The following is a 15,961-nucleotide window of genomic DNA, read 5'->3' as shown; positions in this document are numbered from 1 at the left end:
GGCTGGCTTCACGCGACGAGTGGGGCGTCGGCGTCCACCAGCCCGGCAGCGGACTGCGGCCCGGCGTCGACATCGATTCGCCCGCCGGTTTTGCGGAATGGGTCGCCCGGTTGCGACGTGAGGGTGACGAGGGCGTGCCGCCTCCGGAAGGCTTGGTGCACGCCGCGTACTGGTGGATTCTCGACGAGCGGGACGCGGTCCTCGGCGCGATCTCCCTGCGGTACGCACTGACCGACTTCCTGCTGCAGGCCGGCGGCCACATCGGCTACAGCGTCCGGCCGTCGGCGCGGGGGAGCGGGGTGGCGAGCTGGGCACTCGGCGAGGTGCTGGGGACGGCCCGCCGCCGGAGCCTGAAGTCGGTGCTCATCACGTGCGATGACGACAACCTCGCGTCCGCGCGGGTGATCGAGAAGCACGGCGGCGTGCTGGAGGACGTCCGCGAGACGCCGATCGGGCTCAAGCGCCGCTACTGGGTCGATCCCAGTGCGATCAGGCCATGAGTGTCAGTGGCATTGCCAGAGGAAACGTCCCTCGGTGCCGTCCGGGGAGACGAAGACGTAGGCGACGCCCCCGTCTCCGAAGTTGTGCCCGAGCCGGTCGGTCAGCTGCCCGACCAGTCGCCAGCCGGGCCCGGGCGGGGCCGGATCCTGAAGCCAGACGGGTTCGCCGCCGAGGAACTCCCACGGTGTGCCGGCACCGGCCGGCTCGACGTCGACGGGTAGGTGGTCCTCGGTGAACGCCGGCCCGGTCCGCTGGCGGCGCACCACGACGAAGGACGGGACCCGGCCATCCGGCTGGATGATGACGGCGTTCTCACCGCCCTCGGGTTCGAACGTGTCGTCGACGGCGTCACCGTCGTCATCCCCGTCCTCCTCGACGCCGGCCTCCTCGTCCTCCATGTCGAAGAGGAAGAGATCGGACATGAAGACGTAGGCCAGACGAATCTCGCCGTCCCCGTCATCCAGGCGGAACTGCCCGAGGAACGGCATCGGCCGCTTCCGCGAACGAGACAGCGGCCACTGCGGCTCCCGAAGCCACACCGGCTCTCCACCGAGCTTGGTGACCGGCGCGTCCACCGCGCTTCCGGCTGGCTCATACCTCACCACACGCCGCACGTGGTCTCCCGTCCGCTGCCCTGTTCGCCTTCCGAGGCTAGGCGTTGGCGTAACCCCGTACGCGGCAATCGGTTCGATTCCGCTCCGGGCCGAGGACCCGTGGATCGGCGTCTGGGAGGGCAAAAGCTCCCCGGCGGCGATGCCGCCGGGGAGCGTTCGGATCAGAGGGCCGGTTCGATCCAGACGTTGCGGTACTGGACCTTGTTGCCGTGGTCCTGCAGGCGGATGGCGCCGGTGGACGGGCCTTCCGCGATGTTGCCGCCCGTACCGTTGGGGATCTCGACGTTGTCGTGGATCTTGCGACCGTTCCAGATCACCGTGATGCGGGCGTTGGACGTCTTCTTGCCGGCCGCGTCGTAGCGGGCGGCCCGGAACGTGATGTCGTACTTCTGCCACGTCTCCGGCGCGGTGGCGGCGTTCACGTCGGGCGCCTTGACCGTGTAGATGGCGCCGGCCTCGTTGTTGGCCAGGGTGGTGTCACCGAACGAGTCGAGGATCTGCACCTCGTAGCGTTCCTGCTGGTAGACCCCACTGTTGCCACGGTCCTGGCCGGTCACCTCCGGCGGCAGCAGCGGCACCTTGAACTCGACGTGCAGCTTGTAGTCGCCGTACGCCTCCCGGGTCCGCAGGTCGCCGCCGTTGACTTCGGTGGCACCGCCGGCGATCAGCGGCCACTGGGGGCGGCGGCCGTCGGTGTGCTGCCAGTTGTCCAGGTTCGTGCCGTCGAACAGGGCGATCCGCTTACCGGGCTCGCGGATACTGATCAGGTCGAGGTTGACGTGCCCGGTGTCCAGGGCGTCGACCCGGTAGGTGATCGTGTTGACGCCCTTGCGCAGGCTGACCTTCTCGGTGGCGGTGGCCCACTCCTCCCAGGTGACCGTGGTCGGCAGCGACACCTGCTTGATCTTGCGGTTGTTGACGTGCAGGCTGACCGTCTTGGTGCCGCTGAACGGGTCGGGGCCGTTGGAGTAGCGCAGCCCGACCGCGTACTCACCGGCCTTGTCGACCGTGACGTGCATGGTGTTGGAGGCGTTGAGTTTGCCGAACCCGGCGGTGAACCCGACACCGGAGTACGCCCGGTGGTCCTTGGCCAGGGTCGCGCCACCCTCCCGGTAGCCCTCCTCGGTCTCGTAGAACACCTGCTGCGTCTTCTTGCCGGGCAGCTCGTTCATGGTGTACCAGGCTTCGGTGCTCCACAGCGTCTCCCCGTCGCGGGAGGCGAACGGGCGGGGCGAGCGCAGGTGCACCACCCGATCGCGGCGGAGTCCGGGAACGGTCAGCGTGACGGTCTTCCGGTCGGACGACACCTTGGCCGCGGTCACCGGCAGTTTCTCCAGGTCGACCTGCGGGCCGCCGTACTGTTCGGTGGCCGCGTACCGCCATTGCTCGATCTGGTACGCGGTGGCCAGCTTCGCCACCGTGTCGTCGGACAGCGGCTCGGTGTACTCGATCTTGAACCCGTCGGTGGTGGCCTTCATCGTCTTCATGTCGAACACGCTGGTGCCGTTCGGGGTCAGTTTCTGCAGGCCGAACCGAAGTTTGCCCTCCTGCCCCCAGTTGCCGTCCGCGCCGAGCCCGCCGACGTAGATCGCGCCGTCCGGCCCGATCGACACCCGGTTGATGCCGGCCTCCAGGCCCTGGGTGTGCCGGAAGACCGCGCCCTGCTCGACCCCGTTGACCGTTTCCAGCGCGGCACGCTGCAGTCCGCCGTAGGTCACGTCACCGATCAGAACCTGATTGCGGTACGGGCCGGAGTCCAGGAAGACGGGAGTGCTCGGCGAGTTCCCGATCTGGTTCTGGGGCAGCCACAGCACCGGGCGGGTGACCGGCTGGGAGTCGTACGGGCCGTCGGGGTTGGTGTAGTGGTTGTAGAAGGCCTTGTCCTGGATCTTGACCAGTTTCGACGAGGGCAGCCAGCCACCCTGGTTGTCGGTCACGTAGATCGAGTTGTTCGGCCCCCACCCGATGCCGTTCGGGGTGCGCAGCCCGCCGGCGACCGTGGTGACCTCGCCGCTCTTGCGGTTGACCACGATGTGCGTGCCGCGCCCGGGGGCCGGCTGCGGGTCGGTGGTCGCGCCACCCAGGTTGATCGACACCGACAGGTTGAGGTAGAAGTTGCCGTTGCGGTAGAGCATGCCGAACGCGAACTCGTGGAAGTTCCCGCCGAACGGCCAGACCGCGACCGTACGCCGGGTGTCCAGCACCTGGTCGCCGTCGGTGTCACGCAGCTCGGTCAGTTCGTGCTTCTGCGACACGTACACCATGCCGTCGACCACCGCGACGCCCATCGGCTCCTTGAGCCCGCTCGCGATCTCCTTGTACTTCACGCTGCCCGGCCCGGTCTTCCCGGTCACGTTCTCGACCAGGTAGACCTTGCCGTCCACCTTGTCCGAGCCGCCCCAGGTGGTGATCACCATCTTCTTGTCGGGGCGCCACGCGATGCCGCTGACCGCCGGTTCGAAGCCCGGCGGGCGCAGGTCGGTGAGGGTGTATCCGGGGTTGACGGCGGTCAGCGGCAGCCCGTCACCGGGGGTGTCGGTGCCGGAGACGCACTCCTTGCGGCCGGGCGCGGTCACCCGGACCACACCGGCGTCGGTGGTCAGCGAGCCGGCCGGGATGATGCTGAAGTCATCGGCGCCCGGGGGTCGCCAGGCCAGCCGCACCTCCTGGCCGCCACCGGCGTCGAAGTGCTCGACCCGCAGCGGGTGCGACCCGGCGGTCAGGTCGATCACGCCTTCCTTGGCCTCGGCGCCGTGCAGGCCGTCGTGGTCGATGACCAGCTTGTCGCCGATCCACAGTTTCGAGCCGTCGTCGCTGGTCAGCCGGAACCGGTAGGAGCCGGCCGACGGGGTGGCCAGGTTGGCCAGGGCGTGCGTGACGAAGTTGTCCTGGAGACCGAACTGCTCGGTGGTGGACCAGTCGATCGCGGACATCAGCTTGTCCACGTTGGGTGTCTGGCCGGGTTTGAGCTCACAGATCCGGCTGAGCGGAAGACCGATGTCGTACGTCCGGAGAGTCACCCCCGGTTCCTGTTCGACGGGGTCGGCGGCGTACGCCGGCATCGGTGTCACGGCGACGACGGTGGCGGCTATCAGAAGGGCGACCCTGGGCACACGTCTCATCTGCGCTCCCGTTACGGGGGTGATTCACGGCTGTGAACATCCTGAGGCACTTCTATCGACGCGTCCAGATCTTTCGATGATTAACGTCGAAACTTCTTCCTGAGTGGAGCAAAAGTCGGGACTGTCTATGATGCACATGCCTCGATGCCCTCAACATCGGGGAACACGGGAGGAATACACATGAAGAACCCGACCGTCTGGCGCGCTCTCGCCGGACTGGCCGCGATCACCCCCGCCCTCGCGCTGACCGTTCCGGCCCAGGCCGCCACCCGGCCGCTCGTCGCCGGGGCCGCCGTCCAGGTGTCGGCCGAGCCGGGCGGGATCTTCCGGGCGCCGATCTCGGTGAAGAACATCGGCGACACCGTCGTCGACGGCACCGGGCTCTACTACGGCCTGCCCTACGGTTACGCCACCCCGGACCGGTTCGCCAACTGCCGCTACAGCGTCTTCGGCGACCTCGACGGCTGCCGCTTCGACCAGAAACTGGAGCCGGGCAAGACGTACCGGGCCGAACTGCCCCTGATCGTGCCCGCCGACCGCTACGCACCGGACAAGATCACCATCAACTTCGACTGGATGACCGGCCGCGACTACGACCTGGTCATGGGCAAGGACACCCCGGCCGGTACGGGTGAGGTGCTGCGCCTCGTCGAGGACACCGCCCCCGGCACGCCCCACGTCACCTCGTGGCAGAGCATCGAACTCGACATCACCGGCGCACAGAGCACCGACCTGGCCGTCACCGGCGCCAAGGCCACCGGCGCGGTCGGCGACGTGGTCCAGCTCAAGACGACGGTCCGCAACAACGGCCCGGCCGCCTTCGCCTGGATCGGCACGAACCGGCCCGCCCCGGCGGTGCTGTCCGTGACGGTCCCGGCCGGCGCCACGGTGATGACCGTGCCGCCGAACTGCAAACTCACCACCGGCGGCCGGTACGAGTGCGAGTCACCCCGGCGGTTCCCGGTCGGCAGCACGTACGGCTTCACCTTCGGTCTGCGCATCGACCGGATCGTCCCGGACGCCACCGGCACGGTCGAGCTGAACCCGGCCTGCGACTGCGAGCGCTTCGACGACGACCTCGACCGGTCCAACGACCTCGCGTACCTGGTGATCAACCCGGCGCCGACCCCGCCCGGCGGCACCGACACCAACCCGCCCGTCGTCACCGCGACCGGGCTGACCGAGGGCCAGCTGATCCCCCGGTTCCCCCGATTCACCCCCACCTGGTCCGACGACGTGGCCGTGACGAAGGTGCAGATCCTGGTCGACGGCGCCGTGGTGCAGACCTACCAGGGCGAGCTGCCACGCGAGGTCGCGTTCAGCACCCCGTGGGACGCCCACGACCGGGACGTGCGGGTCACCGTCCGGGCCTTCGACGCCGCCGGAAACAGCAGCGAGAGCAGCACCCGGGTCCGGGCCGACGTGCTCGCCCCGGCCGCGACGATCACGCCCGCGTTCGGCACCCGGGTCGGCGGTGCGGTCCCGTTCCGGGCCACCGGCGTCGACGCCGACACCACCCGGATCGAACTCGTCGACTTCGACGGCCGGGTGGTGGCCAGCAGCACCGCCGCGCCGTGGACGATGACCTGGAACACCAGGGGCCTGACCGGCGACCAGTTCATGACCGTCCGGGTCTTCGACAAGGCCGACAACGCGAGCATCGACGTCGGCACCTATCCGGTGGACAACGCCGGCCCGTCGATCACCGGGATCACCCCGGGCGATCGGGCACTGGTCCGCGGCACCGTCCGTACCACCGCCAAGATCTCCGACCCGGCCGGCATCCGCTCGACCACGGTCACCGGCGGCAAGTCGGCCGGCGGCGGCGCGTGGACGCTCACACCGAAGGCGCAGGGCGCGTTCACCATCGAATGGAAGTCCACCGACAAACTCGGCAACACCACCACCGCCCGCCGGGTCGTCGTCAACGACACGGTCGCCCCGTCGCTGAAGCTGACCAAGGCCCCGAAGAACAACACCAAGCTGAAGAAGTCGACCACCCTGACCGCCTCCGCCGGCGACAAGAACGGCGTCGCCCGGGTCCAGCTGCTGGTCAACGGCAAGGTGGCCGCCACCGACACCAAGGCCGGTTACAGCTTCACCCTGAACCCGAAGAAGTACGGCAAGAAGTTCACCGTGACAGTGCGCGCCTACGACAAGGCGGGCAACGTGAAAACCCTGGCCAAGCGCACCTACCGCCGCTGAGCCGGCGAACCGTGGCCCCTCCCGCTCACCCGGGAGGGGCCCACTCAGGGCGCGGGGAGGCGGACCTCGAACCGGCAACCCCGGTCCAGGTCACGGACGGTGACCTGGCCGCCGTGTGCCTCCACCAGGCCCCGCACGATCGCCAGGCCGAGGCCGCCGCCGGCCCCGGCGGCCGGGACAACCACCGGAGCCACGTCGCCTTCGCCGATCCGCGCACCGGCGCCTGCCCGTCCGGTTTCACGGCCGTCCCGCAGCTGCGGATCACCATCTCCTATGACATCCCCCGGGACGTGCAGATCCGCGGCCAGTACGCCCTGGACTCCTTCCGGAGGAGGACCACAACCCGTTCTCCGACCACGACGACTTCGTCAACGCCGACTCGGCACGGACCATGCAGCGCATCGCCACCTGCATCAACAAGGGCCGGGACTGCTCGTGAGCCGGGCCGCCTACAGGGCGATCGGGCGGTAGGAGAGAGCGGTGTCGACGATCCGCTCGGCGGACGGGCCGGGGCCCAGCTCACCGGGCGGATCGAAGATCAGCGACGACGCGGACGGCATGGTGAGGTTGGTGTCGAACAGCAGCGCGTACCAGTCGGCGTCCGGGTCGTCGCTCTGCGGTCCGAGTCCGGCCATCAAGCGGCGGGCGATCTCGATCAGCTCGTCGCGGGTGATGTCCGGGACGCGCGGATAGGACGGGCGGACCAGCAGGTGGGCGAAGGCTTCGGCGCTACCCCAATTGTCGTACGTGTGGATATCGTGCTCGGTCACTCCCGTCCCGGTGTCCTCGTTGAGGGCGGCCAGCTCCGCCTCGTAGGGCGCGCCGGCCTCCATCAGCCCGGCGATCCGCTCGACGGCGGCGGCGATCGTGGCGATCCGCGCCGGCTCGACCGGTGGCGGCAGCAACTCGGGGCGCAGATCCACGGTCACAGTCTGCCCCCTGGTCCGGTGGGCCGCCGGTCACCCCTTCGTCTGGCTCGACGACGAGATCACCGACGCCGACCGTCGCTGGGTCCGGGCCCACCACGAGGGGCGGGCTCTGCTGCACCGGGCCGATCCGCTCACCGGCGTCACCGAAGCCGACTTCGCGGCGATCCGCCGATGGCTGGCCGCCTAGAAGCCGAGGGCAGACCGTGTGCCGACTTTCGGCTCGAATCGAGCCGAAAGTCGGCACACACAGGGACCGAGCCGAGGTGGGTGCGGCAGGGACAGGACCGTGTGGCCGATCATCGGCGCGGTTCCCACCGGAACATCCGGACCGCGAAGGTGACCGCGACGGCGACCCAGGCGAACGTGGGCGCCAGCAGCACCAGCGACTCGGAGACCGCGACGCCGCCGTTCCAGGCGTTGAGCATCAGCTCGGTGGCCGCGCCGCCGGGCAGCGCCCGCTTGACCGCGGCCAGCTCCTCGGTGCCGCTGATGCCTACCCAGCTGGCCACCGCGATCACGCCGAGGCTGACCGGCAGGGTGGTGACCTGGGCGTGCTCCGGCGAGTTGGTGACCCCGGCGGTGGCCAGGGCGAGGGCGACCATCATGGCGAGGGTGGCGAGCACGGCGACGATCAGCAGCGCGATGTTGTCCGGACGGTCGGCGACCACCCCGAAGACGATCAGGATCACCGTCACCTGTACGAGGGCCAGCACGGTCGTCGGCGCGACCAGCCCGGCCAGGATGCTGGTGTCGGACTCGGCGGTGGACCGCAGCCGTTTCAGGAACAGGTTCTGCCGCCGGGAGGCCAGCGTGGTGACCGTCGAGGTGTAGAGACCGAACGCGCCGACCGTGAACATCACGATCGCGGCGATGTAGCCGAGGCTGGCGACCTGCTCGAAGATCTCGTGCCGGTAGATGAAGAACGCGCTGACCGCCACCGGCATGATGAAGCTGGTGACCAGCACCAGGCGGTTGCGGAAGATCTGGGTGAGTTCGGTGCGGGCGATGGCGAGCATGTCGGAGCCTTTCAGGATTCGATGGCGCGGAAGACGTCGTCGAGCCGGGTCGCGCCGGCCGACAGATCACCCAGGTCCAGGGCGTTGTCCTGCGCCCAGGACAGCAGCAGGTGCAGGTCCTTCTGCAGCTGGAGGGTCTCCAGCCGGACCACCCCGCCGGCGCCGACGACGGCCGGGATCGGCAGCGTGGGCGCGGTGCCGGGCACGGTGAAGGTGATCACCGCGGGCAGGGTGCGGGTCAACTCGGCGACCGTGCCCTCGCGGTGGAACACCCCCTTGTGCATCAGCCCGATCCGGTCGGCCCGCTGCTGCGCCTCCTCCAGGTAGTGGGTGGTCAGTACGACCGTCGACCCGTTCTCCCGCAGCCGGTCGACGGACTCCCACAGGTCGTCGCGGGACTGGATGTCCAGCCCGGTGGTCGGCTCGTCCAGGAAGATCAGCTCAGGGGTGCCGTAAACGGCGGTCGCGAAGTCCAGCCGCCGTTTCTCGCCGCCGGACAGCTGGCCGACCAGGATGCCCGCCTTGTGGGTCAGGCCGACCACGTCGATCACCCGGTCCACGTCGTCGTCCCGCCGGGTCAGCCTGCCGATCAGGCCGACCGACTCGCGCACGGTCAGGTCCGGGGAGAAGCCGCTCTCCTGCAGCATGATGCCCATCCGGGGGCGGACCGCGGCCCGGTCGCGGGGGCTGCGGCCGAACACCCGCACGGTGCCGGACGTGGCCACCCGGTGCCCTTCGATGGTCTCCAGGGTCGAGGTCTTCCCGGCGCCGTTGGTGCCCAGAAGCGCGTACAGCTCTCCGGGGCGGACCTGGAAGGAGAGATCCCGTACGGCGTGGAAGTCCCCGTAGGTGAGGTTGAGGTTCTCGACTTCGATCACTGGCGTGGTGGACATGACTAGAGAATCCGGCAGACCCCACCCGTACGGTCAGTGTCGCCGTGTCACCGACCGGACATGACGTGGTGTCACTACTCGACGGTGCGATCCGCCCGAATACTGGACCGGTGAAGGCTCGATCGCTCCGCATCACCGAGGCGACCCAGGGGCGCCTGCGCCGGCTCAACCTCTATACCGCGATGCCCCCGATCCTGGGCGCGGCGGTGCTCATGGTCGCGCTCGACGTCCGCGCCTGGTGGCACGTGCCGGTGCTGGCCCCGGCGGTGATCGCGGCGGTGATCGCCTTCGAACGGTGGACGGCCAACGACATCGGCCGGGTCGCCTGGCCCTGCCTGATCGTGGCCGCGATCGGCTGGCCGGTCGGGGTGCTGGTGGTCGGCAGCCCGAACGCCTACTGGGGTGTGATCAGCGTGGCCTCGCTGGCCCTGCCGCGCCTGCCCCGCTACCGGTATGCCGCGGCGGCCGCCCTGATCGTCTTCGTCGCCGGGGTCGGCGCGACCCGGCTGCTGATCGAGCCCGGCGGTGCCGTACTGGCCAAGTTCGTGCTGGTCCCGATCGCGCTGACCACCCTGATCATGGTGCTCTCCTTCGTCGGCGAGCGGTTCTACGACATCGTGCAGGAGCTGGAGATGAGCCGGGAACGCGAGGCCGAACTGGCCGTCATCCGCGAGCGGGTCCGGTTCGCCGGCGACCTGCACGACATCCAGGGCCACACCCTGCACGTGGTCAAACTCAAGACCGCGCTGGCCCGCAAACTGGTGCACACCGATCCGGCCCGCGCCGACCAGGAGTTGTGCGAGATCCACGACCTGGTCGCCGACACCATCAAACAGACCAAGGAATTGGCGTACGCCCAGCGCCGGCTCAACCTGTCGGCCGAGCTGGAGAACGCGAAGAACCTGTTCGAGGCCGCCGGAATCCGGGTACGCGTCACCCGTGAGTCGGAGCCGGACGCCCGCGTCAGCGAGATGCTCGGCCAGGTGCTGCGCGAGACCACCACCAACATCCTGCGGCACGCCCAGGCCACCCGCGTCCGGGTGCTCCTCACCGCCTCGGGCATCAGCATCGTCAACGACGGCGCCGCGGCCGACGGCGTCCCGGAGCTGCGTGGGCTCTCCGCCCTGCGACAGCGCATCGTCACCGATGGGGGAGAACTGACAGTGACATCCGCCAGCGGCGAGTTCACCACCGCCGCCACCTTCCCCGAAGCCGGTGCCCGATGACCAGCGTGGTCCTGACCGACGACGAGGCCCTGCTGCGCAAGGCGATGGCCGCGCTGCTGCCGCTGGAGGGCGACATCACCGTGCTGGCCGAGGCCGCCGACGGCGCCGAAGCCATCGAAGCCACCCTGCGCCACCAGCCGGACGTGCTGGTCATCGACCTGGAGATGCCGAACGTGGACGGGCTCGGGGCGGTCGCCGAGATCCGCCGCGCCCGGCCCCAGCAGGTCATCCTGATGCTGACCAGGCACGCCCGTCCCGGCGTACTCAGGAAGGCCTTGAAGTTGGGGGTGCAGGGTTTCGTCAGCAAATCCGCCGACCCGGCCCACATCGCGACCGTCATCACCACCCTGCACGCCGGCAAACGCTGGATCGACCCGGACGTGTCCGCCCTCGCCGTCATCGACGACTGCCCGCTCACCGACCGGGAACTGGACGTGCTGCGGGTGACCGGCGACGGCTACTCGGTCGCCGACATCGCCACCCGCCTGCATCTGGCGCCCGGCACGGTCCGCAACTACCTGTCCAGTGCCATGCAGAAGACCCAGACCCAGACCCGCCACGAGGCGGCCCGCTACGCCCGCGAACACGATTGGCTGTGACCATGCTTCTCGTCGAAGATCTGATGCTGCTCCTGCTCGACGACGACACCGGGGTGCCGGCCGCCGCCGGAACCCTGCCGTACGCGCTCGGCGGTGCGGTGCTCGTCGAACTCGCCCTGCTCGGCCGGGTCGAGACCGACGGCCGGAAGGTACACGCCGTCGGTGACGGGGTGCTCGACGACCCGCTGCTGCGGGAGGCGTACGACAAGATCGCCGAGAAGCCGCGCGGGGCGCAGAGCCTGCTCCTGCACATCGGCGGCAGCCTGTGGGAACCGGTCATCGACCGCCTCATCGACCAGGGGATGATCCGCCGCGACAAGAAGCGGATCCTCGGCGTGTTCAAGATGAAGACACTGCCGGCCACCGAGGCCCGGCACGAGACCGAGGTACGCGACCGGATCCGATCGGTGCTCGTCGACGGGACCGAACCCGACAGCCGTACCGCCGCGCTCATCGCCCTGCTGTCGTCCAGCGGCGCCCTGCCCATGCTGCGACCCCAGCTGGCCTGGTCGTCGGCGGTCTACCAGCGGGCCAAGGAGCTGGAACAGGGCCACTGGGGCGCCGAGGCGCTGAACAGCGCGGTGGCCGCGACCGCCGCCGCCCTGGCCGTGTCCACCGCGGTGGTGACCACCACCGTGGTCACCGCGCCCAACTGAGTTCAGGCGGGCGCCGGCCGCACGATCAGCACCGGGCGGCCGGCGTGACGCAGCAGCTGCGGACCGGTCGAACCGAGCAGCGTCCCGGCGATCACCCCGCGCCCCCGGTCGCCGACCACTCCACCGCGTCCCGCCGGCCCGGTGGCCGCGGTCACTCGACCGTCAACGGGCCGTCAACAACGTACGGCCGGGCGTAGCCGTCGCGTCAACGCCGATGACACCGGGTTCCGCCCGGGGTTTGCTTCCAGGGCAAGCAAACCCCCCCGCTGGAATCTAGGAGCCTTCCGTGGCTGATCTTCTGTTCGTCGTTCTCACGGCGGGACTGTTCGCGGTCCTGACCGTGCTGGTGAAGGCGGCCGAACGCTGATGAGCGCCGTCAACCTGATCGGCCTGATCCTGGCCGTCGCCCTGGCCGTCTTCCTGGTGGCCGCCCTGCTCTTCCCGGAGAAGTTCTGATGGCCGGCTGGCTCTTCGTGCTGACGCTGGCCGCCGCGCTCGTCGCGGTGTACCGCCCGTTCGGCGACCACATGTACCGGGTCGTCTCCGGCACCGGGCACACCATCGTGGAGCGAGGCGTCTACCGGCTCGTCGGCGTGGACCCCACCACCAGCCAGACCTGGGGTGTGTACGCCCGAGGCGTCCTCGCCTTCTCCGCCACGTCGATCCTGTTCCTCTACGCGTTCCTGCGCCTGCAGGACAGGCTGTGGCTGTCGCTCGGGCTCCCGGCGGTCACCGACCACATCGCCTGGAACACCGCGGTCAGCTTCGTCACCAACACCAACTGGCAGGCGTACGCCGGTGAGTCCACCCTGGGCCACCTGGTCCAGATGGCCGGGCTGACCGTGCAGAACTTCGTCTCCGCCGGCGTCGGCATCGCGGTGGCCGCCGTGCTGATGCGCGCGTTCGCCGCCTCCCGGCAGGAGCAGCTCGGCAACTTCTGGGTCGACCTGACCCGGATCACCCTGCGCGTGCTGCTGCCGATCTGTGTGCTGGCCACGCTGGTGTTCATGGTCGGCGGCATGGTGCAGAACCTGTCCGCCGGCACCGACGTGACCACCCTGACCGGCGGCACCCAGACCATCACCGGCGGGCCGGTCGCCTCCCAGGAGGCGATCAAGGAACTGGGCACGAACGGCGGCGGCTTCTACAACGCCAACTCCGCGCACCCGTTCGAGAACCCGACCGCCTGGACCAACTGGCTCCAGGTGTTCCTGATCCTCCTGATCCCGTTCAGCCTGCCCCGGGTGTTCGGCCGGATGGTCGGCCAGAACCGGCAGGGCTACGCGATCGCCGCCGTGATGGCCGTCCTCGCGCTCGGCTCGATCGCCCTGACCGTCGGCTTCGAGACACACGGTGCCGGAACCGTCCCGGAGGCCGCCGGCGCCGCGATGGAGGGCAAGGAGACCCGGTTCGGCATCCCCAACTCGGCCACCTTCGCCGCGGCCACCACGTTGACGTCGACCGGTGCGGTCAACTCGTTCCACGACTCGTACACCGCGCTCGGCGGCATGATGCCGATGGTCAACATGATGCTCGGCGAGGTCGCGCCCGGCGGGGTCGGCTCCGGCCTCTACGGCATGCTGATCCTGGCGATCATCACGGTCTTCGTGGCCGGGCTGATGGTCGGCCGCACCCCGGAATACCTGGGCAAGAGGATCCAGGCCCGGGAGATCAAACTGGCGGCCCTCTACTTCCTGGTCACCCCGGTCCTGGTCCTCTCCGGTACGGCGGCGGCGTTCGCGACCGGCAACAATGCGACCGCCCTCAACGTCGGCCCGCAAGGCCTCTCCGAGGTGCTGTACGCCTTCACCAGCGCCGCCAACAACAACGGCTCCGCGTTCGCCGGCATCACCGTCAACACCCCGTGGTGGGACGTGGCGCTCGGCCTGGCCATGCTGCTCGGCCGCTTCCTGCCGATGATCCTGGTGCTGGCCCTGGCCGGATCGCTGGCCCGGCAGCGCCCGGTGCCCGCCTCCGAGGGCACCCTGCCGACCCATCAGCCGCTGTTCGTCGGCATGGTCGCCGGCGTGACCATCGTGCTGGTCGCCCTCACCTTCCTGCCCGCTCTCGCTCTCGGACCCCTCGCGGAGGGCCTGTCATGACCACCCTGATCGAAGAACCCCTGATCGAAACCGGACCGGCACCCGCACCGAAGATCAAGGGAGGACTGCTCGACCCGAAGCAGCTGTGGCGGTCCCTGCCGGACGCGCTGCGCAAGCTCGACCCGCGGGTGATGTGGCGCAACCCGGTGATGTTCATCGTCGAGGCCGGCGCGGTCTTCACCACCGCCCTGTCGATCGCCGAGCCGACCCTGTTCGCCTGGCTGATCACCGCCTGGCTGTGGCTGACGGTGATCTTCGCGAACCTCGCCGAGGCGGTCGCCGAAGGCCGCGGCAAAGCCCAGGCCGCCGCCCTGCGCGGCGCCAGACGCGACACCGTCGCCATCCTCGCCGACGGTCGGGAGATCCCGGCCACCGACCTGCAGCCCGGCGATGTCGTCGTGGTCGAGGCCGGGCAGGTCATCCCCGGTGACGGTGACGTCATCGAAGGCATCGCCAGCGTCGACGAATCGGCCATCACCGGCGAGTCGGCACCGGTCATCCGCGAATCCGGCGGCGACCGGTCGGCGGTCACCGGCGGCACCAAGGTGCTCTCCGACCGGATCGTCGTGCGGATCACCCAGAAGCCGGGGGAGAGCTTCGTCGACCGGATGATCGCCCTGGTCGAGGGCGCCGACCGGCAGAAGACCCCGAACGAGATCGCGCTGAACATCCTCCTCGCCGCGCTCACCGTGATCTTTCTGCTGGCCGTGGTCACCCTCCAGCCCCTGGCGATCTTCTCGAAGGTGTTCCAGGCCGCCGCACCCGACACCGCGGCCATCGACGCCGACGGGGTCACCGGCATCGTGCTGGTCTCCCTGCTGGTCTGCCTCATCCCGACCACCATCGGGGCGCTGCTGTCCGCGATCGGCATCGCCGGCATGGACCGCCTGGTGCAGCGCAACGTGCTCGCCATGAGCGGCCGCGCGGTCGAGGCCGCCGGTGACGTCAACACCCTGCTGCTCGACAAGACCGGAACGATCACCCTCGGGAACCGGCAGGCGGCGGAATTCGTACCGGTGGACGGGGTTGATCGCAAGAATCTGGCCGACGCCGCGCAACTGTCCAGCCTGGCCGACGAGACACCCGAGGGCCGGTCGATCGTGGTGCTGGCGAAGAACGAGTACGGGCTGCGCGAACGCGAACCCGGCCTGATGCCGCAGGCCACCTTCGTGCCGTTCACCGCACAGACCCGGATGAGCGGCGTCGACCTCGACGGCCGGCGGATCCGCAAGGGCGCCGCCACCGCCGTGATGAAGTGGGTCCGCGCCAACGGCGGCCACCCGACCGAACAGGTCGGCGCCATCGTCGACGCGATCAGCGGCTCCGGCGGCACCCCGCTGGTGGTGGCCGAGAACGACTCCGTCCTCGGGGTCATCCACCTCAAGGACGTGGTCAAGCCGGGCATGCGGGAACGCTTCGACGAGATGCGCCGGATGGGCATCCGCACCGTCATGATCACCGGCGACAACCCGAAGACGGCGGCTGCCATCGCAGCCGAGGCGGGCGTCGACGACTACCTGGCCGAGGCCACCCCCGAGGACAAACTCGCCTACATCCGCAGGGAGCAGGAGGGCGGCCGGCTGGTCGCGATGACCGGCGACGGCACCAACGACGCGCCCGCGCTGGCCCAGGCCGACGTCGGCGTCGCCATGAACACCGGCACGTCGGCCGCGAAGGAGGCCGGCAACATGGTCGACCTCGACTCCGACCCGACCAAACTGATCGAGATCGTGGAGATCGGCAAACAGCTCCTGATCACCCGTGGGGCACTCACCACGTTCTCGATCGCCAACGACATCGCCAAGTACTTCGCGATCATCCCGGCCATGTTCGCCGCGGTCTACCCCGGCCTGGACACCCTCAACATCATGCGGCTGCACTCGCCCGGGTCGGCCATCCTGTCCGCGGTCATCTTCAACGCCATCGTGATCGTCTTCCTGATCCCGCTCGCCCTGCGCGGCGTGCGGTACCGGCCGTCGTCGGCGAGCAGCCTGCTCAGCCGCAACCTGCTGGTGTACGGCCTGGGCGGCGTGCTCGCCCCGTTCCTCGGCATCAAACTCATCGACCTGCTCATCCAGCTCATCCCCGGGATCTGATC

At 69.5% G+C, this 15,961-nt stretch carries 15 protein-coding genes and 1 pseudogene; 9 read left to right on the top strand and 7 right to left on the bottom strand.

The window, feature by feature from the left end:
• Positions 1-134 precede the first annotated feature (134 nt).
• Entirely contained in the window at positions 135-500 is a 366-nt protein-coding gene (locus ACQ0O7_RS38845) for a GNAT family N-acetyltransferase (RefSeq protein ID WP_430790281.1), read from the top strand.
• Positions 501-503: 3 nt separating this feature from the next.
• On the opposite strand, the gene ACQ0O7_RS38840 is transcribed toward ACQ0O7_RS38845, so the two are convergent.
• Entirely contained in the window at positions 504-989 is a 486-nt protein-coding gene (locus ACQ0O7_RS38840; protein WP_430790279.1) for a hypothetical protein, read from the bottom strand.
• A 287-nt stretch (positions 990-1,276) separates the two neighbouring features.
• Complete coding sequence (locus ACQ0O7_RS38835; RefSeq protein ID WP_430790277.1) at positions 1,277-4,237, bottom strand: family 16 glycoside hydrolase; 2,961 nt, start codon at positions 4,235-4,237, stop codon at positions 1,277-1,279.
• 180 nt (positions 4,238-4,417) lie between these two features.
• Between ACQ0O7_RS38835 and ACQ0O7_RS38830 the strand changes: the two genes are divergently transcribed.
• Positions 4,418-6,442: an Ig-like domain-containing protein gene (locus ACQ0O7_RS38830; RefSeq protein ID WP_430790275.1), complete on the top strand. Its 2,025-nt coding sequence runs from the start codon at positions 4,418-4,420 to the stop codon at positions 6,440-6,442.
• A gap of 44 nt (positions 6,443-6,486) precedes the next feature.
• Here the strand turns inward: ACQ0O7_RS38830 and ACQ0O7_RS38825 are convergent.
• Positions 6,487-6,603 (bottom strand): annotated as a pseudogene (locus ACQ0O7_RS38825) (ATP-binding protein); the annotation flags it as partial.
• Positions 6,604-6,891: 288 nt separating this feature from the next.
• Positions 6,892-7,365, bottom strand: coding sequence for a hypothetical protein (locus ACQ0O7_RS38820; RefSeq protein ID WP_430790273.1), 474 nt, complete (start codon positions 7,363-7,365; stop codon positions 6,892-6,894).
• On the opposite strand from ACQ0O7_RS38820, the gene ACQ0O7_RS38815 reads away from it, so the two are divergent.
• Positions 7,310-7,558 carry a hypothetical protein gene (locus tag ACQ0O7_RS38815; protein ID WP_430790271.1) on the top strand — a complete coding sequence of 83 codons (249 nt, stop codon included), beginning with the start codon at positions 7,310-7,312 and terminating at the stop codon, positions 7,556-7,558. The two genes, ACQ0O7_RS38820 and ACQ0O7_RS38815, sit on opposite strands and share 56 nt — an antisense overlap.
• A 109-nt stretch (positions 7,559-7,667) precedes the next feature.
• Here ACQ0O7_RS38815 and ACQ0O7_RS38810 read toward each other — a convergent pair whose 3' ends face one another.
• Both ACQ0O7_RS38810 and ACQ0O7_RS38805 read right to left on the bottom strand, forming a co-directional pair.
• The gene (locus ACQ0O7_RS38810) at positions 7,668-8,387 is read right to left on the bottom strand and encodes an ABC transporter permease (RefSeq protein WP_430790269.1); all 720 of its coding nucleotides are present in this window, start codon (positions 8,385-8,387) and stop codon (positions 7,668-7,670) included.
• Between the two features lie 11 nt (positions 8,388-8,398).
• A complete protein-coding gene (locus tag ACQ0O7_RS38805; RefSeq protein ID WP_430790267.1) occupies positions 8,399-9,280 on the bottom strand; it encodes an ABC transporter ATP-binding protein in 882 nt (293 codons plus the stop codon).
• A 110-nt stretch (positions 9,281-9,390) separates the two neighbouring features.
• Here ACQ0O7_RS38805 and ACQ0O7_RS38800 point away from each other — a divergent pair, with 110 nt between their 5' ends.
• The 3 genes from ACQ0O7_RS38800 to ACQ0O7_RS38790 are packed head-to-tail and all read left to right on the top strand — an operon-like array spanning position 9,391 to position 11,761.
• Positions 9,391-10,506 (top strand): sensor histidine kinase, encoded by a 1,116-nt coding sequence (locus ACQ0O7_RS38800; RefSeq protein WP_430790265.1) that lies wholly within the window; start codon positions 9,391-9,393, stop codon positions 10,504-10,506.
• Entirely contained in the window at positions 10,503-11,105 is a 603-nt protein-coding gene (locus ACQ0O7_RS38795) for a response regulator transcription factor (RefSeq protein ID WP_430790263.1), read from the top strand. Before ACQ0O7_RS38800 ends, ACQ0O7_RS38795 begins: the two co-directional genes overlap by 4 nt.
• A 2-nt stretch (positions 11,106-11,107) precedes the next feature.
• Entirely contained in the window at positions 11,108-11,761 is a 654-nt protein-coding gene (locus tag ACQ0O7_RS38790; protein WP_430790261.1) for a GOLPH3/VPS74 family protein, read from the top strand.
• Positions 11,762-11,763: 2 nt separating this feature from the next.
• On the opposite strand, the gene ACQ0O7_RS38785 is transcribed toward ACQ0O7_RS38790, so the two are convergent.
• Positions 11,764-11,916 (bottom strand): universal stress protein, encoded by a 153-nt coding sequence (locus tag ACQ0O7_RS38785; protein ID WP_430790259.1) that lies wholly within the window; start codon positions 11,914-11,916, stop codon positions 11,764-11,766.
• A gap of 211 nt (positions 11,917-12,127) precedes the next feature.
• Here ACQ0O7_RS38785 and kdpF point away from each other — a divergent pair, with 211 nt between their 5' ends.
• Genes kdpF through kdpB form a run of 3 tightly spaced genes read left to right on the top strand, consistent with a single transcriptional unit; the run spans position 12,128 to position 15,959 of the window.
• Positions 12,128-12,217, top strand: coding sequence for a K(+)-transporting ATPase subunit F (gene kdpF, locus ACQ0O7_RS38780; protein ID WP_430790254.1), 90 nt, complete (start codon positions 12,128-12,130; stop codon positions 12,215-12,217).
• Positions 12,217-13,863, top strand: coding sequence for a potassium-transporting ATPase subunit KdpA (gene kdpA / locus ACQ0O7_RS38775; protein WP_430790252.1), 1,647 nt, complete (start codon positions 12,217-12,219; stop codon positions 13,861-13,863). Before kdpF ends, kdpA begins: the two co-directional genes overlap by 1 nt.
• Positions 13,860-15,959 carry a potassium-transporting ATPase subunit KdpB gene (kdpB, locus tag ACQ0O7_RS38770; RefSeq protein WP_430790250.1) on the top strand — a complete coding sequence of 700 codons (2,100 nt, stop codon included), beginning with the start codon at positions 13,860-13,862 and terminating at the stop codon, positions 15,957-15,959. Before kdpA ends, kdpB begins: the two co-directional genes overlap by 4 nt.
• The last annotated feature ends 2 nt before the right edge of the window (positions 15,960-15,961 follow it).

It is taken from the genome of Actinoplanes sp. G11-F43, assembly GCF_050589265.1.
GTDB lineage: Bacteria > Actinomycetota > Actinomycetes > Mycobacteriales > Micromonosporaceae > Actinoplanes.
The sequence above is the reverse complement of the archived record's forward strand: the minus strand, read 5'-3'. Positions and strand labels throughout refer to the sequence as shown.

Excerpts from the sequence above, each read along its gene's own strand:
- ACQ0O7_RS38840 (WP_430790279.1), bottom strand. The coding sequence starts at position 989 with ATGCCGTTCCTCGGGCAGTTCCGCCTGGATGACGGGGACGGCGAGATT.
- ACQ0O7_RS38835 (WP_430790277.1), bottom strand. The coding sequence starts at position 4,237 with ATGAGACGTGTGCCCAGGGTCGCCCTTCTGATAGCCGCCACCGTCGTC.
- ACQ0O7_RS38830 (WP_430790275.1), top strand. The coding sequence starts at position 4,418 with ATGAAGAACCCGACCGTCTGGCGCGCTCTCGCCGGACTGGCCGCGATC.
- ACQ0O7_RS38810 (WP_430790269.1), bottom strand. The coding sequence starts at position 8,387 with ATGCTCGCCATCGCCCGCACCGAACTCACCCAGATCTTCCGCAACCGC.
- ACQ0O7_RS38805 (WP_430790267.1), bottom strand. The coding sequence starts at position 9,280 with ATGTCCACCACGCCAGTGATCGAAGTCGAGAACCTCAACCTCACCTAC.
- ACQ0O7_RS38795 (WP_430790263.1), top strand. The coding sequence starts at position 10,503 with ATGACCAGCGTGGTCCTGACCGACGACGAGGCCCTGCTGCGCAAGGCG.
- ACQ0O7_RS38790 (WP_430790261.1), top strand. The coding sequence starts at position 11,108 with ATGCTTCTCGTCGAAGATCTGATGCTGCTCCTGCTCGACGACGACACC.
- kdpF (WP_430790254.1), top strand. The coding sequence starts at position 12,128 with ATGAGCGCCGTCAACCTGATCGGCCTGATCCTGGCCGTCGCCCTGGCC.
- kdpA (WP_430790252.1), top strand. The coding sequence starts at position 12,217 with ATGGCCGGCTGGCTCTTCGTGCTGACGCTGGCCGCCGCGCTCGTCGCG.
- kdpB (WP_430790250.1), top strand. The coding sequence starts at position 13,860 with ATGACCACCCTGATCGAAGAACCCCTGATCGAAACCGGACCGGCACCC.